The sequence below is a fragment of the Duganella sp. FT27W genome (assembly GCF_009295655.1).
Classification (GTDB): domain Bacteria; phylum Pseudomonadota; class Gammaproteobacteria; order Burkholderiales; family Burkholderiaceae_D; genus Rugamonas; species Rugamonas zoogloeoides.
Window position 1 is genome coordinate 669426 of record NZ_WHIV01000002.1, and the last position, 25065, is coordinate 694490.

Annotated in this window: 21 protein-coding genes; 8 read left to right on the forward strand and 13 right to left on the reverse strand. The window is 62.5% G+C overall.

The genetic code is table 11. From position 1 onward, the window contains the following. Positions 1–4: 4 nt before the first annotated feature. Positions 5–325, reverse strand: a complete 321-nt coding sequence (locus F8197_RS09155; protein WP_152881609.1) for a hypothetical protein — start codon at positions 323–325, stop codon at positions 5–7. A 174-nt stretch (positions 326–499) separates the two neighbouring features. Between F8197_RS09155 and F8197_RS09160 the strand changes: the two genes are divergently transcribed. Further along, a complete protein-coding gene (locus F8197_RS09160; protein WP_152881610.1) occupies positions 500–2899 on the forward strand; it encodes a TonB-dependent receptor in 2400 nt (799 codons plus the stop codon). A gap of 60 nt (positions 2900–2959) precedes the next feature. Next, on the forward strand, positions 2960–4171 hold the full coding sequence (locus F8197_RS09165; protein ID WP_227012170.1) for a glycerophosphodiester phosphodiesterase: 1212 nt from the start codon (positions 2960–2962) through the stop codon (positions 4169–4171). A gap of 158 nt (positions 4172–4329) precedes the next feature. Here the strand turns inward: F8197_RS09165 and F8197_RS09170 are convergent, their stop codons facing one another. From F8197_RS09170 to F8197_RS09220, 11 genes are all read right to left on the reverse strand, one after another. Continuing rightward, complete coding sequence (locus F8197_RS09170) at positions 4330–4548, reverse strand: hypothetical protein (RefSeq protein WP_152881611.1); 219 nt, start codon at positions 4546–4548, stop codon at positions 4330–4332. A gap of 93 nt (positions 4549–4641) precedes the next feature. Continuing rightward, entirely contained in the window at positions 4642–5820 is a 1179-nt protein-coding gene (locus F8197_RS09175; protein ID WP_152881612.1) for a hemin-degrading factor, read from the reverse strand. Between the two features lie 20 nt (positions 5821–5840). Beyond that, positions 5841–8195: a TonB-dependent receptor domain-containing protein gene (locus tag F8197_RS09180; protein ID WP_227012171.1), complete on the reverse strand. Its 2355-nt coding sequence runs from the start codon at positions 8193–8195 to the stop codon at positions 5841–5843. Positions 8196–8327: 132 nt separating this feature from the next. Next, positions 8328–8663: a hypothetical protein gene (locus F8197_RS09185; protein WP_152881613.1), complete on the reverse strand. Its 336-nt coding sequence runs from the start codon at positions 8661–8663 to the stop codon at positions 8328–8330. Beyond that, a complete protein-coding gene (locus F8197_RS09190; RefSeq protein WP_152881614.1) occupies positions 8656–9033 on the reverse strand; it encodes a hypothetical protein in 378 nt (125 codons plus the stop codon). The genes F8197_RS09185 and F8197_RS09190 overlap by 8 nt, the downstream gene beginning before the upstream one ends. Positions 9034–9121: 88 nt before the next feature. Beyond that, positions 9122–9652, reverse strand: a complete 531-nt coding sequence (locus F8197_RS09195; RefSeq protein WP_152881615.1) for a gamma carbonic anhydrase family protein — start codon at positions 9650–9652, stop codon at positions 9122–9124. 52 nt (positions 9653–9704) lie between these two features. Then, complete coding sequence (locus F8197_RS09200; RefSeq protein ID WP_152881616.1) at positions 9705–10652, reverse strand: L,D-transpeptidase; 948 nt, start codon at positions 10650–10652, stop codon at positions 9705–9707. 172 nt (positions 10653–10824) lie between these two features. Then, positions 10825–11670, reverse strand: coding sequence for a transporter substrate-binding domain-containing protein (locus tag F8197_RS09205; protein ID WP_152881617.1), 846 nt, complete (start codon positions 11668–11670; stop codon positions 10825–10827). A 2-nt stretch (positions 11671–11672) separates the two neighbouring features. After that, a complete protein-coding gene (gene ftsB, locus F8197_RS09210; protein ID WP_056140532.1) occupies positions 11673–12020 on the reverse strand; it encodes a cell division protein FtsB in 348 nt (115 codons plus the stop codon). A gap of 53 nt (positions 12021–12073) precedes the next feature. Continuing rightward, positions 12074–13357 carry a phosphopyruvate hydratase gene (eno, locus tag F8197_RS09215; protein ID WP_070248795.1) on the reverse strand — a complete coding sequence of 428 codons (1284 nt, stop codon included), beginning with the start codon at positions 13355–13357 and terminating at the stop codon, positions 12074–12076. 153 nt (positions 13358–13510) lie between these two features. Next, positions 13511–15193, reverse strand: coding sequence for a CTP synthase (locus tag F8197_RS09220; RefSeq protein ID WP_056140535.1), 1683 nt, complete (start codon positions 15191–15193; stop codon positions 13511–13513). A gap of 179 nt (positions 15194–15372) precedes the next feature. Between F8197_RS09220 and F8197_RS09225 the strand changes: the two genes are divergently transcribed. The 6 genes from F8197_RS09225 (at position 15373) to F8197_RS09250 (ending at position 23906) form a co-directional block, all read left to right on the forward strand. Beyond that, positions 15373–15798, forward strand: a complete 426-nt coding sequence (locus F8197_RS09225; protein ID WP_056140538.1) for a PRC-barrel domain-containing protein — start codon at positions 15373–15375, stop codon at positions 15796–15798. Positions 15799–16021: 223 nt separating this feature from the next. Then, positions 16022–18442, forward strand: a complete 2421-nt coding sequence (locus F8197_RS09230; protein WP_373996825.1) for a TonB-dependent receptor plug domain-containing protein — start codon at positions 16022–16024, stop codon at positions 18440–18442. Positions 18443–18604: 162 nt separating this feature from the next. Continuing rightward, positions 18605–19066, forward strand: a complete 462-nt coding sequence (locus F8197_RS09235) for a DUF2844 domain-containing protein (RefSeq protein ID WP_152881618.1) — start codon at positions 18605–18607, stop codon at positions 19064–19066. Positions 19067–19077: 11 nt separating this feature from the next. Next, positions 19078–20937, forward strand: a complete 1860-nt coding sequence (locus F8197_RS09240; protein WP_227012172.1) for a DUF3443 domain-containing protein — start codon at positions 19078–19080, stop codon at positions 20935–20937. 73 nt (positions 20938–21010) lie between these two features. Beyond that, a complete protein-coding gene (locus tag F8197_RS09245) occupies positions 21011–23107 on the forward strand; it encodes a bifunctional 2',3'-cyclic-nucleotide 2'-phosphodiesterase/3'-nucleotidase (protein WP_152881619.1) in 2097 nt (698 codons plus the stop codon). Positions 23108–23168: 61 nt separating this feature from the next. After that, entirely contained in the window at positions 23169–23906 is a 738-nt protein-coding gene (locus F8197_RS09250; protein ID WP_227012173.1) for a tetratricopeptide repeat protein, read from the forward strand. A 3-nt stretch (positions 23907–23909) separates the two neighbouring features. Here F8197_RS09250 and coaD read toward each other — a convergent pair whose 3' ends face one another. Beyond that, the gene (coaD, locus tag F8197_RS09255) at positions 23910–25058 is read right to left on the reverse strand and encodes a pantetheine-phosphate adenylyltransferase (RefSeq protein WP_152881620.1); all 1149 of its coding nucleotides are present in this window, start codon (positions 25056–25058) and stop codon (positions 23910–23912) included. Positions 25059–25065 lie beyond the last annotated feature (7 nt).

Here is a 25065-nt window from a genome sequence, read left to right on the forward strand (position 1 = left end):
TGAACTATCTAGAACATTTGATTGCAAGGATGTCGATGCCGCCCAGCATGCGGACCGACGCGGCGCTACGCACCAGGTCCACCCGCTCCTGGCACTCGCCGCGCACGAGGCTGTACTGGGTGCGGGTGCACGCCGTCAGCGTGCCGGCGCTGCTGCTCTGGCAGTCGAACTGCTCGGCACGCATGCGCACCAGCGCTTCGTCCAGCGTCATGCCCGGCTGGATCGTGGACGTGACGAAGTTGCCGAGCTTGCCCTGGTTGACGGTGTAGCAGCCACCGAGGGACAAGGCCAGCGCCAGGGCAGCAAGGACGACAGGGATGCGCATGGTGTGATTCCTGGTTATTTCCATCGGGCACAGTGTACCAGCCCCGGGATTTTTGCGGTCATGCCGCCGTCATTGAGCAGTCACTAAGCGGTCACTGAGCGGTCATCACGCGGTCACATGCGAAACCTATCATGCGCCACGTTGCGATTCACTTAAACTGGCCACAAGGTAAACATGAACAAGAAATTATCCGTAATGCGCTCGGCATGCTTCATCGCTTTGAGTCTCCCGATGCTGGCCATGGCTGCCAATGTTGCCGCCGCCGTCGCCGACATGGCTGACGCGCCTGCCGCAGCCGAGGCCGACGCTGCATCGGTGGGCGCCGCCGCTGCGCCGATCGCTACCGTGGAAATCTCGACCCGCAAGACCCGCTCTTCGGTGGAAATGAGCAAGAGCGACATGCAGAAAATCCTGCCAGGCATCAACCCGCTGAAGGCCCTGCAAACCCTGCCCGGCGTGAGTTTCCAGACCGCCGACCCGTGGGGCAACAACGAACAAAACCTGTCGCTGTTCATCCACGGCTTCTCCGGCCAGCAACTCGGCTACACCATGGACGGCGTGCCGCTCGGTGACCAGCAATACGGCAACTACAACGGCCTGTCGCCACAGCGCGCCGTGATCAGCGAAAACGTCGGCAGCGTGATCCTGTCGTCGGGCGCCGGCGACCTGGCCACCGCGTCTACCAGCAACCTCGGCGGCACCATCGAGACCTTCTCGAGCGATCCCACGCAAAACCGCAACCTGGCCGTGCAGCAAACCGTGGGCAGCCACACCACGTCGCGCACGTTTGTCCGTTACGATACCGGCGCGTTTGGCGACGGCAGCAGCGCCTACATCTCGGCCCTGCACCACGAACAGAAAGCCTGGGACTTCGATGCGCGCCAGGGCGGCGACCAGTTCAACGCCAAGTACGTCAACCAGAGCAGCCTGGGCAAGCTGACCCTGTTCCTCAACTACTCGGACAAGATCGAGCCGAACGAAGACAGCACCGTGCGCTCTGCAACCGAAAAGTACCAGCCGTACACGCGCCCGTTCATGTACCCGAATTTCCAGGAAGCGGTGAATTACCTGTCGCCCACCGGCGCCACGCCGACGGCCGAAGGCAATAACTACCGCAACTACTACAGCGATGCCCAGCGCACCGACTACCTGACTTACGCCAAGTTCGACATGAACGTCAGCGACAACACCACCTGGTCCAACCAGGTGTACTACCACAACGACGATGGCGTGGGCGTGGTGGCCGGTCCGATCGGCGTGGCCGGTTTGCCGGGCCTGTTCTCGGTGTATTTCCCGGGCCAGAATCTGAAGCAGGTGTTTGGCAACTCCGGTTACGCCACCCGCACCACCGAATATAAAATCAACCGCGCCGGCTGGCTGTCCACCGTGCGCAGCGAGATCGGCAACCACAAGCTGCAGGCGGGCATCTGGTTCGAGCGCAACCGGTCGGAAGCGTACCGCCGCTGGTATGCGCTCGACGTCAACAACCCGAGCTCGCCATACGACCGCCCGAGCAATCCCCTGATCACCCAGTACGGCAGCGAGATCGACAACAAGGTCGTGCAGTTGCACCTGCAGGACGAATGGCGCGTGCGCGACGACATCGCGCTGCAGGCCGGTTTCAAATCGAGCTTGCAGTTTGCCGATGGCCAGTTCCCGGTGCAGCCAAAAGTGGGCGCGATTGCCAACGGTTCCACCGCCCTGCCGGTCGGCAAGATCGAAACCAAGAAATGGTTCCTGCCGCAACTGGGCGCGCGCTGGGACATCACGCCGCACGACCAGGCGTTCTTCAACGTGCAGAAAAACATGCGCCAGTTCGTCACCTACGGCGGCGGCGGGGCATCGCCGTGGAGTTTGGCCAGCCAGGCCGCGTTCGACCTGTTCCGCGACACGGCCAAGCCGGAAACCTCGGTCACGTATGAAGCAGGCCTGCGTACCAGCCGCCAGTTGAACTGGGGCGCGATCTCGGCCTTCGACGGCCAGGTCAATATCTACCACGTCAACTTCAAGGACCGCCTGCTGACCATCAGCCCGACGCCGGTGATCTCGTCCATCATCGGCGGCAACCCGGTGTTGGCCAACGTGGGCAGCGTCAAGACCGATGGCATCGACCTGTCGGGCACGCTGCACTTCGGCCGTGGCTTCTCGTTCTATAACGCGCTGTCGTACAACAAGGCTGAGTACCAGGACAACTACAGCAACGGCAAGGACATCGTGCCGACCGCCGGCAAGACCATCCCCGGCAGCCCGGAGTGGATGAACAAGTTCGTTGCCACCGCCACAGTCGCCGACACCGAGTTCCAGCTGATCGGCGACTACGTTGGCAAGCGCTACGCCACCTACACCAACGACCTGGCGGTAAAGAGCTATTTCCTGATGAGCCTGGGCGTGTCGGGCAAGCTGCCCTTCCTGAACAGCAACTGGATCAAGAACGCGCGCTACCGTGTCAACATCAGCAACCTGGCCGACAAAAAGGGCGACCTCAACGTTGTAGTGGGCGCGGCCAGCGGCACGTACAATACCTTTCCGATCGCACCACGCCAGGGCTTCCTGACGTTGATGGCAGACTTCTGATTTTTTACCATGCCGCTGCCGGGAGGCTAGACCCGGCGCGGTTTATCGAGACAGACTCCGATGACCAAACCAGTTTTTGCATCACCGCTGCCGGGCAGCTTGTCACGGCGCGGTTTTATCCAGGTAGCGGCCGCTGCTACTGCAGTTACCGGCGCGTCGTTGTTGCTGCCAGCTTCGGTGCTGGCGGCAACGCCGGCTGCTGGCATTGACCAGTCCGGCATGCCGGGCATTGCGCCGCTGGGCGCTGGCGGCATCGCCGGTGGCAAACGTCCATTGGTATTCGGCCACCGCGGCGCCAGCGCGCTGCGTCCCGAACACACGCTGGCCGCGTACGCCAAGGCCATCGTCGATGGCGCCGATTACGTGGAGCCGGACCTGTGCAGCACCAAGGATGGCGTGCTGGTCGCACGCCACGAAGCGTACCTGAGCGAGACCACCGATGTGGCCAGCCACAAGCAATTCGCCAGCCGCAAAACGCGCAAGACCATCGACGGCGAAGCGCACGACGGCTGGTTCGTTGACGACTTCACGCTGGCAGAACTCAAAACCCTGCGCGCGGTCGAGCGCATTCCGCAGTTCCGTCCCGGCAGCGCCGAGTACAACGGCATGTTCCAGGTGGTGACGTTCGAGGAACTCATCGACTTCGTCGCGGCCGAAGCTGCCGCGCACGGGCGCATCATCGGCATCGTGCCAGAACTCAAGCACTCGACCTATTTCGCCAGCGTCGGCTTGCCGCTGGAAGACCGTTTCCTGTCCATCATCGCCGCGCACGATTACACGCGCCGCAACCCGGTGCAAATCCAGTCGTTCGAAGTAGCCAACCTGAAATACCTGCGCAGCAAACTGGGGACGCGCGCCAACCTGCGCCTGATGCAACTGGTGGTCGGCGAAGATGTACGACCGATGGACGTGGCAGCAGCCGGTGGCAAGCTGACCTTCGCGCAGATGTGCACGCCAGCCGGCCTGCGCGACATCGCTCAGTATGCCGACGTGGTAGCTCCCCCGACCCGTTCGATCATCCCGTTGAAGAAAGACGGCAGCCTGGCGGCACCGTCGTCAATAGTGGAAGACGCCCACAAAGCGGGTCTGCGTATCGAACCGTGGACCTTCCGCCCGGAAAACCGCTTCCTGGCCGCCGACTTCCGCAACGGCGCCGACACCGCCCGCAACGAAGCCGGCTCGATCGCCGAAATGAAACGCTACATCGCCACCGGCATCGACGGCTTCTTCACCGACGACCCGGCCCTCGGCCGCGCTGCGCTCGCGGGCTGACCGTTGTTTCAGATGCCTGGTTTGCTGTGGCGACTGGTGTGCCACAGCGCCAGGATCTCGACGCGATTACCTGTGATTCGGTAGTACAGATGGTGGTGGATTTTAGCGAGATGGATACTATAGCTTCATGCGGCTAACGCTGATGGAGTATAGGGCATTCAAGGGCCACGCAAACTGGCAAGCAGTTCAGCGCCCGAAATCACTTCACCGCGCTCGGCTTGCTGGATCGAAAGCATCAAGGCAGCTTCTTCTTCGTCGCTCAGCTCGAACGGTTCATCGGCCTCATGCGCGAATACCGATACGACTGTCCCCTCATCGAACGGCGCACCGTCGACGACTACCTGGCCAGCCACGATTTTTCCGGTAATAAGCTTCATGTCAAAAATAATAGCACTGGTGGCGCGGATGTCAAAGTCTCACCCAATTCATCCGCGCCGTGCTGCTGGTGCTCTGTTGCCTGCGCTGAACTCTTAACGGCTGGCCTGGCGCGCGGTGTCGGCGCGTGGCAGTGCTGCGGCCAAATCGATCCATGGCTGCGGCGCTGGCTTGTTGCGCTCGCGGACGGCAAAGAAGCTCACCACCTGGTCGCTGTTTTGATCGAAGAATTCCACCGACGTCACCCCTGCCCGCTTGACCACCCAGCCGCTGGCAAACGCGCTGTCGCGCAGGTGCAGGTTGAATTCGGGATCGAGCACGTTAAAGTAACCGCCCGCTTCCGCCACCTTGTTCACGGTGCCGCTGTAGATCTGGATGGTGGCGCCGTTACCCAGGAAAGTCATGAACTTGATCTGGTTCCTGGCCACACCTTCGAGCAGCGTGCGCACCGCTTGCGGCGTGATGCGCTCGGCCGCGCCCGGTGGCGCCAGGCGCATCGCCTGTTCGCGCGAGACGCCAAATTCGGTCAACAAACGGTTGAACTGGTGGACGTCGTTGATCTCGTTCCACGCCAGCTGGAATTCCTTGACGTCGATCTCGCTGTCCGGCTTCTCCCTGGCCTTGACGGGCGCGGCCGCTACTTTCAGGTCCGGGCCCTGGTTAGTATTGCGGAAGTCGGCCACCAGTTTATCGAACACCGGTGCGCCGGCGTCGCTACGCACATAGAGCTTGTGCACGGCGTTGCCGCTGGCGTCAAAAAACTGCAGGCTGCGCGCCACTACGCCATCCTTGCCCGGCTGGGCGACAGCAAACGCGTACTTCCATTTGTCGAACCAGAAGCGCAGGTCGATCTCGCCGCCCAGGTAGCCGCCGGCGATATTACGCATGCGTACTTCGCGCTCTTTTTCCTTGTCTTCTTCCAGGGTCTGCACGTCCTCGTCCGGTTTCAGGCGAGTGGCGACGCCGGTGCGTTCGATCACGCCGTTTTCATTGCGCGTCAACGCCATGACCTTGCCCAGGTCGAGCGCGCGACGCATGATTTCCCGTGGCGCGGTGCCGTCGTCCTGCAAGCGGGTGACGGTCTTGCCCAGGCTTGTTGCCAGCAAGTCCGCTTCGGAGACGCCAAGTTGCCTGGCGGCGTCACGCGCAGGCAAGCGCGGCTGTTCGGCACGCAGCTTGTCCCACTGTTCGACGAGGTTGGTGGCGCTGCCGGTTACCGAGGTCAGCAGCAAGGCGCCGGCCAGCGCCAGCGCATATCGATGATGGTGTTTCATGGGTGGCTCCGTTAAAAAGATTAGTAGATGACCTTCAGGGTGAACGCGTAATTGCGGCCGGGACGCGCCATGCGTTCGATATCGTCGCGCGTGGCGACCGTGGTGCCTCCTGGCATGCCGCGCGACGAGGCGAAGTCCCAGTACTTCTTGTCGCCGAGGTTGTAGGCGCCGGCGCTCAGTTCGAAGTGCTTGCTGATGTTCCAGTAGGCGGTAAAGTCCATCACGCCGTAGCCGGGCGTGAGGAACCGTTCGGCGGTCACGCCACCGATCACGTCGTTGCCGGCGCGCTGGCTGCGCACGCCACTGACAGTGAACGCCGCGCCGCCGCGCTTGGCCGGATCGTCCCAGGCGAAGGTCGCGTTGGCCTTGTACGGCTGCACCGATACCAGGCCGCCCTTCTGCCCGGTCAACTGGTTCTCCGCATTGCCGCGCGACAGGCCGGCAGCCAGGTTGACGCTATAGCCCTTCATGCCTTGCAGCCATTGGCCCAGCTGGAAGTTGCTGGAGAATTCGCCGCCCCAGATGCGTGCCTTGCCGATGTTCTCGGGACGGAACAACCCGAAGGTGATGGTCGGGAAATTGACCGGGTCGGCCGGCTGCGTGGCGTACTCGATGAAGTTGTTATAACGGGTATAAAACATCGACGCGCTGAACTCCACGCCCGGCGTGGCCGTGCCTTTCAGGCCCAGCTCGAAGGCGTTGCTGGTTTCCTTTTGCAGGTTGGCGTTGCCCAGCACTGCGTAACCGACGCCGGCGCCGGTGTAGCTGAACGAATCGTAAGTGCCGGTGCGCTCGGCCGAATTCGGCAAGCGGGTACCGCGCGAATACTGGGCGTAGGTGGTCAGGGTGGGCGTCAGCTCCACCGACAGGTTCAGGCTCGGCGTGAAGTACGAGTCGCTTTCCTCCTTGACTTCACTGGCGGCATTGGGAATGGCGATCGCGTAGTTCTGCAAATTCTTCGGCGACAGCTTGCGATGCTCGCCGCGCAGGCCCGGCGTCAAGGTGGCCTGGTGGCCCGCCAGCGGGAAGCCGAACTCGCCGCGCACATAAGCGGCGACCTTGTCGGTATCCATGTCGGCCATGCGGTTCTTGCGGGTGATCTGGTGCGCACCGGTGCGCACCACGGTGCGGTCTTCATACCATGGGCGGCGCGACTCCTGGGTTTCATAGTTGGCGCCGTAGAACAGCGACGACGCCGTGCCCAGTTTCTTGCTGGCCTCGATGACCAGTCCACGGCTGTCGTTGTAGTAGCCGGTCTCGATAAAGCGCAGGTAGGGCTGGCCACCGCTCACGTAGGCGGCGTTGGTCTGATCCACCACCGAGGCATCCTGCTTGTACACGTGGGTTTTCAGGCTGTCGAACAGCGCCAGGCCGGCGTCGGTCCAGTTGTGCTCGATGCTGTAGCGGTTGCGCTTGGTGGTCGAATCCTGGATCGCGCCTTGCGGATACAGGGCGCCCGTCTTGTTATTGTAGACGCGGTGATGGTCGGCCTTGTAGCTGTCGATGGTAAAGCCGAGCTTGTGGCCGGGCGCCACTTGCCAGTTCAGCTTGGCAAGGATGGCATTGCTTTCCCAGTCATCGGGATTGACCGGCACGCTGCTCTTGCTATCGAGCTCATCGCCCTGGCGGTGCACGCCCACGACCAACGCCTTGAGGCTGGGGCTGATCTCGGTGGCAGCCGTGAATGCATGCATGCGTGCGTTCTGCTCGCCCGAGTAGCCGAACTTGTATTCGCCATACACCTTGCGCGTGTCATCAAGGTACTGCTCCGGCGACTTGGTCACGAACGACACCGAGCCGCCCAGGCCCGGCGTGCCGCTGCCGGCCGGGCTGGCGCCCGAACCGATGCTCACGTAGTGGAAAGTCTCGGGATCGAAATAATCGCGGCCGATGCCGAAGGCATTCATGGTGTTGCCGTCCGGCTTGGGCGCAGCGTCAGGCAAAGAAATGCCGTCGAGCTCCATGCTTACGCGGTTGCCTTCCACGCCACGGATATTGAAGCCGGTATTGCCGGCGCCGTCCCACACGTTACCGCTGCCGCTGGCCGCGCCAGGCACGCTGATCAGCGGCGAGTAGCGGGCGATATTGGCCATGTCCACCGCGTTGTTGCGCTCGATCTGCTCGGCGCCGATCACGGTGGTGGTGCCCTTGCGGGTGGAGGCCGGATCGTCGCGCTTGGCCTGGACCACGATTTCGCCCAGCGCCGGTGCCCCTGCCGTAGCGGCCACGGCAGCGATTTGCGCCTCCTGCGCGTGCGCCGGCAGCAGCGCCACGCCAAGCAAGGTCAACAAAGCAGATTGCACAGCCACGCGCATCAGGCGCGGACGCGGGAAGTGAACAGCAGCGGCGGATTGCCGGGCAGGAGTAGCAGCCATAAAGTATCCAGAGAGAGTATGTGAACGGCTGGCTCTCGGACGGTTACGATTGCTGGCAAAGAATCATACTAACAATAATGATTCTCATTTACAAGCAATAATTAATGCCTGTTGATCATTATTGGTGTTCTGTCAGGTGTATCTGTCGCGTTTTGAATTAATAACATTCAATACCTTGTCATGCAGCGCGCCTGAAATCAAATCCTTAAGATGCAGGTCTCCATTGACGTACTGAACATGAAAGCGCCAGCCGGAGGTCTTATCGACGTCGGCACGGTAAATCGCCTTCTTGGTCCCGACAACCTTGTGCAGCCTGGTGACCGGAAATGACCGCAGCTTATGACTGGTGTTATTTTCAAGCTCGGCAAGGCCCGCGAGAAACTGAAGCCGGTGGCGATCATCCGGCAACCGCTGGTGGGCGTCGAGGATGACAGCGAAGTGATCGGCAAGGACTTTGATATCAGCCATGCTTCACACTTGCATCTTGCAGTTGCGGGTAAAGCAAATCTGCCGCGGTTTGAAAGGCTGTCTCGAACTGCGCTTTTGGAACAGCTCTAATGAGCGTCCAGACGTCTTGCTCGAAGAGTGGATCGTGCTCAACGGTCAGAATCAGACGAAGCCGCTCCCCGATGCGCATGCCATACAGGCTGGGCTCCACGTCGTTCAACGAGGAGATATTGGAAGGCTGAAACAGGATTTGCGTCGGGACCTCTCCACTGCTGGCATCGATACGCCCGCCCCAATAATCCAGGCTGCGCACGATGAGCGAGCGGTCTGCCGCCGGTAGCTGACGCAGGTCATAGTCGAACTCTGCCGTTATGTCGAACTGGCGCTCCATGGATCCTCCTGCACAAAGTACTTTTTACTTTAGCAGCGCCCTGTCTTTCGTCAACGCCCGTTCGCTCATTACTTGAGATTGCGCAGAACTACCCCGCCAGATAATTGTTCTTCACCCGCACATAATGCTCGGCCGAATACTTGAGGTAGGCGATCTCCTCCGCGCTCAGCGCCCGCGTCTTGACGGCCGGGCGGCCGATGTACAGGTGGCCGCTTTCCAGCACCTTGCCGGGCGAGACCAGGCTGCCGGCGCCGACCATTACCTGGTCTTGCACCACCACGTCGTCCATGATGATCGAGCCCATGCCGATCAGGCATTCGTTGCCGATGGAGCAGCCGTGCAGGATTACCGAGTGGCCGATGGTGACGTAGTTGCCGATGGTCAGCGGTGAACCGTCGGGTTTCGATGCGCTCTTGTGCGAGACATGGCCCATGGCAAAGTCCTGCACATTGCTGCACTCGCCGATGACGATGCGGTTGACGTCGCCGCGCAGCACGGTGTTGCACCATACCGAGCTGTCGCGGCCGATCTTTACGTCGCCGATCACTTGCGCCGATTCGTGGACGTAGATGTCTTCACCGAGCACGGGGCTGGTACCGAGGTAGGAAGTAAATGGCATAAAGGCTTTCTGGAAAGGGCAAACTGCCAGGAAAAGCGCCAGTGTAACCCGGTCAAGCCTGCAACAACACCGTCGCGCCGCGCGAGATCGCCTTCACTACTTTCATCACGTCCCAGTTGGTCAGACGGATGCAGCCGTGCGACTGGGTTTTGCCGATATTGGCCGGCTCGGGCGTGCCGTGAATGCCGTAGTGATCCTTGCTCAGGTCGATCCAGGCCACGCCCACCGGGTTGTTCGGGCCGGGGGCGATGCGCGCCTTGACGTCGCCCGGCTTGGCGTCCCAGAACAGCTTGGGGTTGTAGCGGTAGTCGGGATTGACGGCCACGCCCAGCACGGTCCAGCGCCCCTCCGGCAACGGGTCGTGCTTGCTGCCGGTACTGGCCGGGAACTGGGCGATCGGCATGCCACCAGCATCGAGCAAGGTCAACGTGCCCTCGGTGGCATCGACCAGGATGGTGGCGGCCTTGGGCAACGGCGGTGCGTTGACGACATTGGGCACCAGCAGTTGCTCACCCGCGCGCTTGAACGTCTTGCCCGGATTGAGCTTGCGCAGCAGCGCCGGGCTGCTGTGGAATTTTTCACCGAGCGCTTCGAGCAGGTTGGCGTATCCGAGCCGGGCCAGCTTGGCCTTGTCGCCCATGGCGGCGGGCACGGGCGCATACGGTCCGGCGATGTCTTCGGCGGTGAGCGTGTACACGTCGAGCGTGGGCGCCTGGTCGGCCTTGAGCGCGGCCCAGGTGGCGTCGTCGAGCTTGCCGGTTACCGGCAACTGGCGCAGCTTCTGGAAACCGGTGACAGCGCGGCGCAAGTTGCTGCCCACCGTGCCGTCGATCTCGCCAGATGAAAAATGGGCGCGGTCGAGCAGCACCTGGGCGCGCAAAATATTGTTGACGACAGGTGGCGCGATGGTGGGACTCGCAGCAGCGTTGGCAGAGACAGCGGTGGCAGCACCGGCATGGACGGCGACCGACAGAAGCAGTGCAGGAATCAGGAATTTCAAATCGAACTCGGTGCTTGAAGCGGACCCGTATTGTAGCCGCTGGTCGCTATGCGGGCAGGTACGTTACACCTGTAGCGCATTGAGACAGTCTCCAGAGCAAGGCGCAGCGATGCAGACAGTACGCCAGCACGGCGAGGAGCTGTAACGCCGCTATGGAGGCTGGTCAGGCGTTCTAATCCTGCTTGCGGTATTTTTCCAGGGTATAGCCGAGCCGACTGCGATTGACGTCGAGCCAGGTCCACAGCGCTTCGACCTGCGGGCGGTGTGCGCGGTAGTAGGACTCGTTGAACGCCAGCCACACGCGCGTGCTGATCAGCGGCTGTGGCAGTTGCACGATGGCGCCCTTGTAGCGGTCCAGCATGAGCTTGAGGTGCTTGGGCACCACGGCTGCCGCCACCACGCCATCGACGCGGCCGAGCCGCAGTTTTTCGATATTGCGGTCGAGATCGCGGCCGCCGTCATCGATGTTCAGGCCGGCCTCGCGCAGGCGCGCAGTGTAGCTTTGCCCGAGTGCCACGCCCAGCACCTTGCCTTGGAAATACTGCATCGGATCCGTGGTCGCGGGCAGCTTGTCCCTGGCGCGCACCAGCACCACCAGGGTGTTGTGCATGGCGCGCTCGAGGTCGATGTTGCCCTTCTTGTCGCGCGGCAGCGCGATTCCGGCCGGATAAGTGGGCATTTCACCGAGTGGCGACATGTCGATGTCGCCAGTGGCCAGCGCCACGCGCAGGCGCGCCGGCGGCAACCGTACCAGCGTGGGCGCGCAGCCGAAGCCGGCGGCCTGGGCGGCGTCGCGCATCAGGTCCACGCCGGCGCCGGGCGGTTCAGGCACCTGCTCGCCCTCGCCCATCCAGTACGGCGGGCGGTGCTGGTCGATGTAGCCGATTCGCAGGGGAATGCAGGTGTCAACAGCGCTGGCGGGGGCAACGGCCGCAACAACAGCGGCAGCGGCAAACACCGGGCCGGACATCGCGCCCAGTGCGAGCATCGTCCACAGCATGATGGCGCGCCAGAGCATGGTCAATGGGCTGGCGCGGGACGGGCAGGAGCATCGGCCGACGGCGGCGCCGCCAGCGGTACGTTCGGCACGGAATGGCCCTTGCCGACGATTTGCACGAAAATCTCGTTTTCCTTGATCATGCTGAGCTCGTAACGGGCGCGTTCCTCGACGGCGCCGGTGCCGTCCTTGAGGTCGCGCACTTCGGAATCGAGCTTGGCATTGCGGGCCAGGAGCTCCGCATTTTTCTTGTGGGCCGCATCGACTTGCGCCTCGAAATCGGCTACGCGCAGCCAGCCGCCCTTGCCCAGCCAGAGCGGGTACTGTATCAACAGCAGCAGGACTGCCAGGCCAAGTGTAATCAGACGCATGGAATAGGGAGTATAAAAAAGCGGCCGGGAAGTTCCGGCCGCTCGGTACAGAATTACTTCAGGTTGTAGAAGGCGTCGCGGCCTGGGTAGGAAGCGATGTCGCCCAGATCTTCTTCAATGCGCAGCAGCTGGTTGTACTTGGCCATGCGGTCCGAGCGCGACATCGAGCCGGTCTTGATCTGCAGGGCGTTCAGGCCAACAGCGATATCGGCAATGGTCGAATCTTCGGTCTCGCCCGAACGGTGCGAGATCACGGCCGTGTAACCGGCGCGCTTGGCCATTTCGATGGCCGCAAAAGTTTCGGTCAGGGTGCCGATCTGGTTGATCTTGATCAGGATCGAGTTGGCGATGCCCTTCTGGATGCCTTCTTTCAGGATCTTGGTGTTGGTGACGTACAGGTCGTCGCCTACCAGCTGGATTTTCTTGCCCAGTTCCTTGGTCAGGATCGCCCAGCCGTCCCAGTCACCTTCGTGCATCGCGTCTTCGATCGAGATGATCGGGTACTTGTCGCACCAGGTGGCCAGCAGGTTGGTGAACTCGGTGGCGGTGAGCGACAGGCCCTCGCCTTCCAGTTCGTACTTGCCGTTCTTGTAGAATTCCGACGCGGCGCAGTCCAGGCCCAGCGCGATCTGGGTGCCTGGCTCGTAGCCGGCTTCTTCGATGGCCTGGATGATCAGCTTGATGGCTTCCTCATGGTTGGCCAAGGAAGGAGCGAAACCGCCTTCGTCGCCCACGGCGGTGCTCAGACCCTTCTTGTGCAGGATCTTTTTCAGGGTGTGGAACACTTCCGCGCCGTAACGCACGGCTTCCTTGAACGATGGTGCGCCCACCGGAATGATCATGAATTCCTGGATGTCCAGGTTGTTGTCGGCGTGCGCGCCGCCATTGATCACGTTCATCATCGGCACTGGCAGTTGCATCGCGCCCGAACCGCCGAAGTAGCGGTACAGCGGCAGGCCCGCTTCTTCGGCAGCAGCCTTGGCCACGGCCATCGACACGGCCAGCATGGCGTTGGCGCCCAGGCGGCTCTTGTTTTCGGTACCGTCCAGGTCGATCAGAGTGCGGTCCAGGAACGCTTGCTCATTGGCGTCGAGGCCCATGATCGCTTCCGAGATTTCGGTGTTGATGTTTTCGCAGGCTTGCAGTACGCCCTTGCCGAAGTAACGCTTCGGATCGCCGTCGCGCAGCTCGATCGCTTCGCGCGAACCGGTCGATGCGCCCGACGGCACAGCCGCACGGCCCATCACGCCCGATTCCAGCAACACGTCGCATTCGACGGTTGGATTGCCGCGCGAGTCGATGATTTCACGGCCGATAATATCAACAATAGCACTCATTTAATTCTCCAAAGTTAGACGAAACAGAGTCCGCTCGATGCATCTTGCGCGCATGTGCGAGTGAAATAATAACGGGAATATAACCCAGTGCGGGCGCTTATGGCTACACGCGCGCACCGGGCAGACTGCTTTGGTGGAGGCTGCCAGCGCTTTTTACGCCGCCTCTCCTTGTGGTTGACCATCGGCAGGGCGATTGCCGCCGGCAGCCTTGTGAGCCAGTGCCGCCTTGATGTACGAGGTGAACAGCGGATGGCCGTCACGCGGGGTCGATTTGAATTCAGGGTGGTACTGCACGCCCATGTACCACGGGTGGGCGTTGTCGCCGGTGCGTGGCAGTTCCATGATTTCGCACAGGTCTTCGGTCGGCGTACGGGCCGCCACCACCAGGCCGGCAGCTTCCACGCGCGGCAAGTAATGGTTGTTGGCTTCGTAACGGTGACGGTGACGCTCGGTCACCACGGCGCCGTAGATCTCGGCAGCCAGCGTACCCGGCTTGATCTCGCAGGTTTGCGCGCCCAGGCGCATGGTGCCGCCCAGGTCGGAGTTCTCGTCGCGTTTTTCAACCTTGCCGTCCTGGCCTTGCCACTCGTCGATCAGGGCGACGACCGGTTGCGCGGTGTCGAGGTCGAACTCGGTGGAGTTGGCGGTGGTGAGACCGGCTTTATGGCGCGCATATTCGATCAGCGCCACCTGCATGCCCAGGCAGATGCCCAGGTAAGGAATCTTGTTTTCACGGGCAAACTGCGCCGCCATGATCTTGCCTTCCACGCCGCGCTTGCCGAAGCCGCCCGGTACCAGGATGGCGTCGTACTTGGCCAGGTCGGCGCAACCGGTGGTTTCGATTTCTTCCGAATCGATGTACTCGATGTTGACTTTCGATTCGTTGTGGATGCCGGCGTGGCGCAGCGCTTCGGTGAGCGACTTGTACGATTCGGTCAGTTCCACGTATTTGCCGACCATGCCGATCGACACTTCCGACTTCGGATGCTCGAGCGTGTAGATCAGTTTGCTCCAGACCGACAGGTCGGCCGGCGCAGGATTGATGTCCAGCGCTTCGCAGATGATCGCGTCCAGGCCCTGGTCGTGCAGCATTTGCGGCACTTTATAGATGGTGTCCACGTCCCATACCGAGATCACGGCCTGCTCTTCGATGTTCGAGAACAGCGAAATTTTGGCGCGCTCGTCGTCGGGAATCGGACGGTCGGCACGGCACAGCAGCGCGTTGGGCGAAATGCCGATCTCGCGCAGTTTTTGCACCGAGTGCTGGGTAGGCTTGGTTTTCAGTTCGCCAGCCGACGCAATGTACGGCACCAAAGTGAGGTGCACGAAAGCGGTGTTCTTGCGGCCAGCGCGCAGGCTCAGCTGACGGGCGGCTTCGAGGAACGGCAGCGATTCGATATCGCCCACGGTACCGCCGATTTCGCACAGGGCCACGTCGTAGCCTTCGGCGCCACGACGGATGTAGTCCTGGATTTCGTTGGTGATGTGCGGGATGACCTGCACGGTTTTACCGAGGTACTCGCCGCGGCGTTCCTTGCGGATCACGGATTCGTAGATCTGGCCGGTGGTGAAGTTGTTCACCTTGCGCATGCGGGTGGAGATGAAGCGCTCGTAGTGGCCGAGGTCGAGGTCGGTTTCAGCGCCGTCGTCGGTGACGAAGACTTCACCGTGTTGCATGGGGCTCATGGTGCCAGGATCGACATTGATGTACGGGTCGAGCTTGAGCATGGTGACTTTGAGGCCGCGCGATTCGAGGATCGCGGCGAGGGAGGCGGCGGCAATCCCTTTACCAAGGGAAGACACAACGCCACCGGTGACGAAGACAAATTTGGTCATTGCAGATGGTGCCGAACGGCACGTGCGGGAAATTGAAATTATATCCTAAAACCGCCAAATCAGCAGCATTACCCCCTGAAAATTCGGCTTTGACCATGCTGCACGACTGTGGCAAACCGTACAGACAGGTTGCATAAACAAGATCAGAATGACAACTCACAAATGCACAGGAGATAACCATGAGCTATACCGAACGCGATCCATACGGCATGTACGTGGACAACGGCCGCAAAGGCCCGGGTCCTGAATTGATGGGTGCCGACACCCTGATCGGTGACCACGTGCACAACCTGCAAAACGAACACCTGGGTGAAATCAAGGAAATCATGCTCGACATGCGCACCGGCAAAATCGCCTACGCGGTGATGGCCCACGGCGGCGTGCTGACCATCGGCGAAAAACTGTTTGCCGTGCCTTGGGAAGCCTTGACGCTGGACACCGTCAACAAGCGCTTCACGCTCAACCTCGACAAGGAACGCATCGAAAACGCCCCCGGCTTCGACAAGGACAACTGGCCCAATATGGCCAACCAGACCTGGGCGTCGCAAATCGACAGCTACTACGGCACCACTCGCCGCAGCAGCCTGAATTCGCCGATCGACTGATCCTGATTGCACTTTAAACGCATAGTCATCACCAGCGCGCCCGCCGTACGGGGCGCGCTGAAAACACTTTATTTTAGGCTTCAAGCATGGCGGTACGTATGACTACGTAGCGGTGAAACCTTAAAACAACACTAATAATGTTTGGTCCGCCAAACCGTGAGAAATCCTCATGTTGTTATGAGTAATTTGACTAGAATCAAATTTTGCTCATCGGAGATGCCACGTGTTTGCAGTTACCCATTTGCGTCAAGCCGTCCTGCTCAGCCTGTACGGCGCCTCGGCCATCACCGCCCTCGCCTTGGCCCCTGCAGTGCACGCCCAGACCCTCGCCACAGCCGAAGCCGACGTTGCCCCGGCGCCGCTGCAATCGGTGACCGTGGTCGGCTCGCGCCGCGCCACGTCGTCGTCCACCGACACCGTGGTGCCGGTCGATCTGATTCCGATGAACAAGCTGGCGGAACAAGGCGGCCAGTTCGACCTGGCCCAGACCCTGACTTACATCTCGCCGTCGTTCAACTCCACGCGCCAGAGCGGCGCTGACGGCGCCGACCTGGTCGATTCCGCCGCCCTGCGCGGCCTCGGTTCGGACCAGACCCTGGTGCTGGTCAACGGCAAGCGCCGTCACACCACCGCGCTGGTCAACCTGTTTGGTGCGCGCAATCGCGGCAACACCGGTACCGACCTCAATGCGATCCCGATGCTGGCCATCAAGGACGTGCAAATCCTGCGTGACGGCGCCGCCGCCCAGTACGGCTCGGACGCGATCGCCGGCGTCATGGATATCAGCCTCAAGAAGAGCAAGGGCTGCGAAGCGATTGCCGGGTACAGCCAGTACTCGGCCGGCGACGGCGAAAACTGGATGGGCTCGGCCTACTGCGGTTTCGACCTCGGCAACGGCGGCGTGCTGGCCCTGACCGGCGAGTACCTCGACCGTGGCCGCTCCAACCGTGCCGAACCGGACAATCCGCGCATCATCGGCGACACCAAGACCGAGAGCCAGACCATCTACGCCAACGGCGAACTGCCCACTACCGGCAACGGCCGCCTGTACTTCACGGCCGGCGCGCAAAAACGCGACGGCTCAAGCGCGGCATTCGCGCGCGGCGGCGTCGGCTCAGACGATATTCCAAGCCGTAACTCCGCTGCCATGTACCCGAACGGTTTCGTGCCGTTCATCAATGCCAAAATCGAGGACCGTACCGCCATCCTCGGCCACCGCATCCAGCTGGGCGAGTGGAACACCGACATCTCGCAGACGTACGGCTACAACAAGATGAAGTACGACATCAGCAACACCATCAACGCCTCGATCGCCAACCTTGACCTGCAGAACGGCGGCCGTGGCGTCAGCGCCAGCCAGTTCAATGCCGGTGGCTTCTCGTTCCAGCAACTGACCACCAACCTCGACCTGAGCCGCTACTATGACGGCATCATGGGCAAGGGCATGAACGTGGCGTTCGGCGCCGAGTATCGCCGCGAGGAATTCAAGATCTTCGCCGGCGAAGCCGGTTCGTACATCGACGCCGACGGCGTGGGCAACGGCGGTAACGCCGGCAGCCAGGGCTTCCCCGGCTTCCAGCCAGGCGATATCACCAACGCCAAGCGCCACAGCAACGCCGCCTACCTGGACCTGGAAGCGGACTTCACCGACCGCGTCAAAGCCCAGGCCGCCGTGCGTTACGAGAAATTCAGCGACTTCGGCTCCACCGTAACCGGCAAGCTGGCCGGCAGCATCCGTGTTGCCGATAGCGTGCTGCTGCGCGGTTCCGCCAGCACCGGCTTCCGCGCGCCGTCGCTGCAGCAAAGCCATTTGTCCACCACCTTTACCGACTTTATCGGCGGCGTACCGAAAGAAGTGGTGCTGGCGCCGAACGGCGGCGTGGTGGCCAACGCGGCCGGCATTCCGAAGCTGAAGGAAGAGAAATCGACCAGTTTCACCTTGGGCACCACCTGGACCCCGACCCAGGCGATCTCGCTCACGGCCGACCTTTACCACATCAAGATCAAGGACCGCATCGTGCTGTCGGGCCGCTTTACCGCCGACAACTACCCAGACCTGTCCGCGCGTCTGGCCGCGCTGGGCGTGGGCGAGGCGCAGTTCTTCGTCAACTCGGCCGACACCAAGACCCAGGGTATCGACCTGACCGCCTCGCACAAGGCGACCGTGCTGGGCGGCCGCCTGAACACCTTCCTGGCGATGAACGTCAGCAAGACCGAAGTGACCGACGTCCACGCACCGGCTTCGCTGCGCGGCTTCGAAGACGTGCTGCTGTCGGAAAAGGAACGCCTGTATATCGAGCAAGGCGCGCCGCGCTCGAAATTCACGCTGGGTTTCAACTACGGCCTGGGCGCGTGGGACACCGACCTGAAAATCATCCACTTCGGCCCGCAAACCCTGGGCACCTTCAGCGGCACCGCCGAGGGTGTACCGAACCAGCGCTACAAGTCGAAAACCTCGGCCGACCTGGCGTTTACCTACAACATCAACAAGAACATGAAGCTGACGTTTGGCGGCAACAACCTGTTCGGCGCGCGTCCTACCGCGCAGGACGCGGACCAGACCGACAATGGTTTCAAGTATGAGAGTGTGCAGTTCGGTTTGAACGGTACGTCTTACTTCAGCCGCCTGTGGGTCAAGTTCTAAAGTCGTTGTAGTTTCACCATCAAAAAGCCGCCATCCCCGCCGGGGAATGGCGGCTTTTCAGTTTCATGGCCGAGGTAACGTTTGCTTACATGGCGTTAACGCCATCCAACTTCCTGCCGCAATACACTATACTCATATTTACTCCAAGCAACGGAACATCCCATGCGTCCCGCCATCGTCCTCATGTTTTTCGTCACCGTGCTGCAAGGCGCGCTCGCCTACGCAGCGCTCGGTAGTGCACCGTCCGATTTCGGCGGCACACCGGTACGCGCCGCGCGCAGCCTGGCAGCAGCCGGCAACAATACCGCCAACGCGGTCTACACGGTCAGCCAGAGCACGCTCGACAGCGGCACCATCGTGCGCGAATACACGGACGCGGCCGGCAAGGTGTTTGCCGTCAGCTGGACCGGCCCTACCCTGCCCGACCTGCGTACCCTGCTCGGCAGCAAGTTCACCGCGCTGACCGACGCCACCGGCAGGCGCACCCAGGCCGGCCACTCGCAGCTGGCGCTCAACCAGTCCGACGTGGTGATCGTCTCGAACGGCCACATGCGCTCGTTTGCCGGCCACGCCTTCATCCCGTCGGCCGTGCCGGCCGGCTTCGATACCACCACGATAGAGTAAGGAAGTTCCGCATGACCAGCCTGTTGCAACGCGCTCGCGCGGTATTGACCCCTGCCCGCCCGGCACTGATTGCTGCTGACGCGAAGCCGACAGCCGAGGCATCCGTTGTTGCCCGTGCCAGCCGCTGGGTCGCCAGCCGCTGGACCGCCAGCCGGGCGGCCACCGCCGTTACAACCATACTGTGCTTGGCGCTGACCGCCTGTGGCGGCGGTGGCGGAGGTAGCAGCAGTGCAACAAACACCGCCTCAACCACGACCACGCCGACCGTCACGGCGGCTGCACCCGTGGTCAGCATCAGCGCCACGCCTACGGCCACCACGGTGGGCCAGGTGATCACGCTGACCTGGAGCGTGAGCAATGCCACTGCCGCCAATTGCACTGCGTCCGACGCGTGGAGCGGCACCGTGGCCACCAGCGGTTCGCAAACCGTGACTGCCGGCGCGGCCGGCACCGCGCGTTACGCGCTCACGTGCAGCGGCGTGACCAACAGCACTTCCGTCACCATCAGCTCGCCGCCACCGGCGCCCACGGTCAGCCTGACATTGGCGCCGGCCGCCATCAACACCACCCAGACGTCGGTGCTGAGCTGGTCGTCGGCCAATGCCAGCAGTTGCACCGCCAGCGGTGCGTGGATCGGCAACCGCGCCACGTCCGGCTCGGTCACCGTATCGTCGGCAACTGCCGGCAATATCACCTACAGCCTCACCTGCACCGGCAGCGGCGGCGAGGCCAGTGCCAGCGCGCAGCTGGGCGTGACCGCCGTTCTCAGCAACAGCGTGCCGATCACGGTGGACAACGGCCCGGCCGGCGCCAGCGGCGTGATCAACGTTCCTTACGTCAACGTGACCATCTGCCGCCCCGGCACCACCACCTGCCAGACCATCGACCACGTGCTGCTCGACACCGGCTCCTATGGCCTGCGCGTGCTCGCTTCCGCGCTCGACAGCGGCCTCTCCCTGCCGTCGGTGCAGACCGCCAGTGGCGCCGATGCCGGCGAATGCGGCAAGTTCATCAGTGGCTACACCTGGGGTTCGGTGCGCCGGGCCGACGTCAAGATGGCCGACGAAACGGCGGCCGGCATCTCGGTACAGGTGATCGGCGATACCAACGCCAACTTCGCCGCCACGCCTTCCAGCTGCAGCAGCGCCGGCAACAACCTGGGCTCGATGAGCGCCATTGGCGCCAAGGGCATCCTCGGCGTGGGGCTGTTCAAGCACGACTGCGGCAATGCCTGCGCGCAGTCGGCGATCAGCGGCGTGTATTACGCCTGCACGGCCGGCACCTGTACGTCCAGCGCCATGCCGCTGGCGTCGCAGATCACCAACCCGGTGTCGTCGTTTGCCGTCAACAACAATGGCGTACTGGTGAGCTTGCCGGCGGTGGGACCGAACGGACTGACATCGGTCAGCGGCACGCTGGTGTTTGGCGTCAATACGCAAAGCAATAACACGATTGCCAGCGAGACGATTTACAAGGCCAACAGCAGCGGCAACTTCAGCACCACCTACAACGGCAAGACCTACAACGCCAGCTTTATCGACAGCGGCTCGAACGGCTATTTCTTCACCGATCCCGATATCCGCACCTGCTCGGGCGGCGACTTCTTCTGCCCTGCCGCCACGCTGGCGCTGTCGGCCACCAATACGGCGTCGGACGGCAGCGCCACCGGCGTGGTCAACTTCAACATCGTCAACCTGGTGCAACTGTCCTCGAGCGTACGCGCGGCGCAAGTGGGCGGCACGCTGAGCAGCTCGGCGTCGTCGAGCACGTATTTCGACTGGGGTTTGCCGTTCTTTTACGGTCGCCGGGTGTTCGTGGTGATGGAGGGCGCGTCGGTGGGCGGCAAGGCCGGACCGTTGTGGGCGTATTGAGTATTTGTCACGGGGCCGTCATGTAATCTGGCTAAACTCGCTACCTTGAAATTTAATTACTTCGAGGTATGCGATGAAAACGAATCTGGTGCTGCTGGCAGCAATGACGGCAGCCGGCCTGGCTGGCTGTGGCGGTGAAGCGAATCTGGTGCCGCCAGTGCAGGAAGGCACGACCGTTGCGTTGGCGTTGATGGAGACCACCGATCTCCACGCCAACGTGATGAGCTACAACTACTACTCGCTGTCCGAGGACACCAGCCTGGGCCTGGAGCGCACCGCCACCCTGGTGGCTGCCGCCCGCGCCGAAAACCCCAACAACATCCTGCTCGACAACGGCGACACCATCCAGGGCACCCTGCTGGGCGACCTGCAGGCAGTGACCAAGCCGGTCGCCTGCAGCGAGACCATGGCCATCCACAAGGCGATGAACGCCATGAAGTTCGACGGTGGCGGCTTCGGCAACCACGAGTTCAACTATGGTCTGCCGCTGCTGAGCCAGATCACCAATACCGACTTCGGCATTCCCGGCGTGACCAAGCCAACCGGCAACTGCGGCGCGCCAACCTTCCCGCTGGCGCTGACCAACGTCACCGGCGTGGCCAGCGGCAAGCCGATCGTGCAACCGACCGCCCTGCTGCCGCGCACCTTCCGCGCCACGGCGCCCGATGGCAGCCAACTCGACGTCAAGATCAATATCGGCATCATGAGTTTCGTGCCGCCGCAAATCCTCGAATGGGACCAGAAGAACCTGGCCGGCAAGGTGGCGGTCACCGGCGCCGTGGAAGCGGCCAAACAGTACATTCCAGAACTGCGCAGCAAGGGCGCCGACCTGGTGGTGGCGCTGTCGCACGGCGGCCTCGACCCCAGCGCGTACAGCCCGAAGATGGAAAACCCCAGCTACCACCTGGCCGGCACCGGCATCGACGCCCTCTTGATCGGTCATTCGCACCTGATCTTCCCCAAGGGTAAAGAGACCGGCGCTGCGGCGCTGGACGCCTCGTTTGCCTCCTTCCCGGCCAGCGCCAAGATCGACGCCGTCAACGGTTTTGTCAATGGCGTGCCGACCGTGATGGCGCAAAGCTGGGGCCGCCGCCTGGGCATCATCAAGCTGACCCTGGTGTACCAGGGTGGCAAGTGGGTGGTGCAACCGGCCAAAACCAGCGTGGAGTCGCGCGGCTTCAAGTACACCGACGGCACGACCAACGTCGCTGCCGATCCTACTATCGCACCGCTGGTGGCTACCGAGCACGCCGCCACCATCGCCTACGCCAGGCAACCGCTGGGCGTGGCCACCGACTTCGAAATGTCGTCGTACTTCTCGCTGGCGGGCGACGTGACCGCGATCCAGCTCGTCAACCAGGCGCAACTGGACTACGTGAAGAATTTCATCGCCACCAGCACCGACGCGACGATTGCCAGCTACAAGAACATCCCGGTGCTGTCGTCCAGCGCGCCGTTCAAGGCCGGCCGCAACGGTCCGTCGGACTTCACCGATGTGGCGCCGGGTGCCACACCAGCCGCGCCGGTGGGCCTGCAAGTACGCAACCCCGGTGACCTCTATTTGTACAGCAACAACAACCTGCAGGCGGTCAAGATCAAGGGCGCGGACCTGAAGGCGTGGCTGGAAACGTCGGCCAAGCAATTCGGCCCCATCAACCCTGCCCTCACCACCGAGCAGGACCTGGTGCCGAGCTACGCCACCATCTATAACTACGACGTGTTCTACGCCGAGAACAATGCGCTGACGTACCAGATCGACGTCACCAAGCCGGCGGGCAGCCGCATCGTCAACCTGGTGTACCTGGGCAAGCCGGTCGCCGACACCGACGACTTCATCGTCGCCACCAACGACTACCGCGCAGGTGGCGGCGGCGCCGTGCCCGGCATCGACGGCAGCAAGACCATCATCAAGTCGCCGGATGCCAACCAGACCGTGGTCAGCAACTACCTGGCGGCGCGTGGCAAGGCTACCGGCAAGGTCAGCCTGGTCGATAACGGCAGCGCGCGCAGCTGGAGCTTCGTCAAGGTGGCCACCGCCGGCCCGGTCATCCTGCGCTCGGCGCCGGGTCACCTGGGCCTGGCGAAAAGCGCCGGCATCACGGCGGTCACGGCTGAAGGCGGCCTCGACGCCAGCGGCTTTGCCAAGTATGCGATCGATCTGAGCAAGTGATGTTGTCCCAGGGCCGGCCGGTGCCGGCTCGTCAACCGTGCTAACCATGCGAGGTGCAACGATGAAAAATTATCCGGGTGCGATGCTGCTGGCGATCGCGGGTTCGGTATGGCTGTCGGGCTGCCAAATGCAGCGCGAGAAGCCCACCGATGCCCAGATCGAGGTGGTGGGCATGAAGGCGATCCAGGAAGCGGACGCCAGCGCCGAGCGCAAGCTGATGTCGTGGTCGCAGCAAAACCTGCCGGTGGCGCAGCGCGAACTGGCGCTGGTGTACCAGCAGCGTCCGCAACAGCGCAAGGACGCGCTGCGCCTGTTCGAACAGGCCGCGCGCGGCGGCGACATCGAAGCCGCGTACGAACTGGGCGAGATGCTGCGCACCGGCGTGATCAACGTGCCGCCGCAACCGCTGGCCGCGTCAAGCTGGTACACGCAGGCCGCGCAACAGGGCCACGCGCGCGCCGCGCTGGCGCTGGCACTGCTTTACAAGAACGGCACGGGCGTCGCCCGCAACGATTTGCAGGCGGCGCACTGGCTGCAAACGGCCAGCGACGGCGGCAATCCGCACGCGATGTTCCTGCTGTCGTATTTCTACCGCGACGGCCAGGGCGTGCCGCAAGACGCCGCCAAGGCCCGCGCGCTGCTGGAAGAATCGGCCGAACACGAATATCCGCCCGCGATCCAGGAACTGGCAATGACGGTGGAACTGGGCGACGAACACAGCCCCAGGGACCTGCACCGCGCCAGCCACCTGCTCAAGGAAGCCACCGAGCACCGCCACAACAACTGGAACCGTTTCTAGTTCTTATTCGCCGGCCAGGCGCGCCATTTCGCGTTCCATGTTGTCGATGGCGCGGTCGTTGTACTGGTCGGCGAAATACGGGTCGCAGAACAGCTTGTTCGCTTCGGCCTTGCGGCACAGGTGCGCCAGCGCGCCGGCGCGCTGGCGGCGGTATTCGTCGTCGGCCAGGTGCGCGTATTCCTGCCGGATGGCTTGCGCGTAGTTCTGATAGACCTCGTCGTCCTGGCCCAGGATGGCCAGGTCCACGCTCAGCAGCACTGCCTTGAGCGGATGCTCGATCGACGCTTCCTGGAAGTGGTCGGTGGCGCGGATCAGCGCGGCGGCCGGGTCCATTTCCTGGCCCAGGTGGCTGCCCAACCAGAGCTGGGCACTGGCTTCCTCGTTGCTGGGTGCGCCGGCCTCGCGGCCGTGTTCGTACTCGGCGTCGTGGAACCAGAACGCCTGCTTGACGATCTCGATATCGAGCGCGGACGGCTTGGTGTTGGCGGCCCAGGCGCGGATTTCGGACAGGCCGTGTACCAGGTGGTCGAGGTTGTGATAGTGGCGCGCCGTGCCGCCATACGCGGTGGCGCCGGTCAGCCGCGCGAACCAGGCGTCGGCGTGGTTGATGGCCGATTCATCGGCCTGGGCGTAGTCCCACAGCAGTTCCCACTCGTTGCGCAGCCAGCCCAGCACCCAGGCGTGGTACGCCGGACCCGGCACGAATTTCTTCATGATCCAGTTCCAGCCGATCGGGCCTTCCAGCGCCTTCACAAAACTCGAACTGACCGAACCCAGGTCGCGCGGGGGCATCACGAAAATCGTCTTGGCGCCTTGCAGCACATCGACATTGGTTTGCTGGATCAGGTTTTCGTAGTCGAAATCGGCGGTGGTGCGGATGCCGCGGATCAGGTATTCGGCGCCGTGCTTGCGGGCCGCGCGGGCCGTGTAATCACCGCGCACGATCACCACTTGCACATTGTTCCAGCCCTGCTCGGCGCAACTGAGCGCGATGATGCTCTTGCGCTCCTCGGCCGTGAACTTGGGTTTCTTGGCGGTGTTCTCGGACAGGAACACCACCACCTCGTCCGCCATCGACCGGGCTTCGTTGATCACCCACATGTGGCCGTTGGTGATCGGGTCCAGGGTTCCCGAGAATCCGATTTTTTTCATGGTGCCG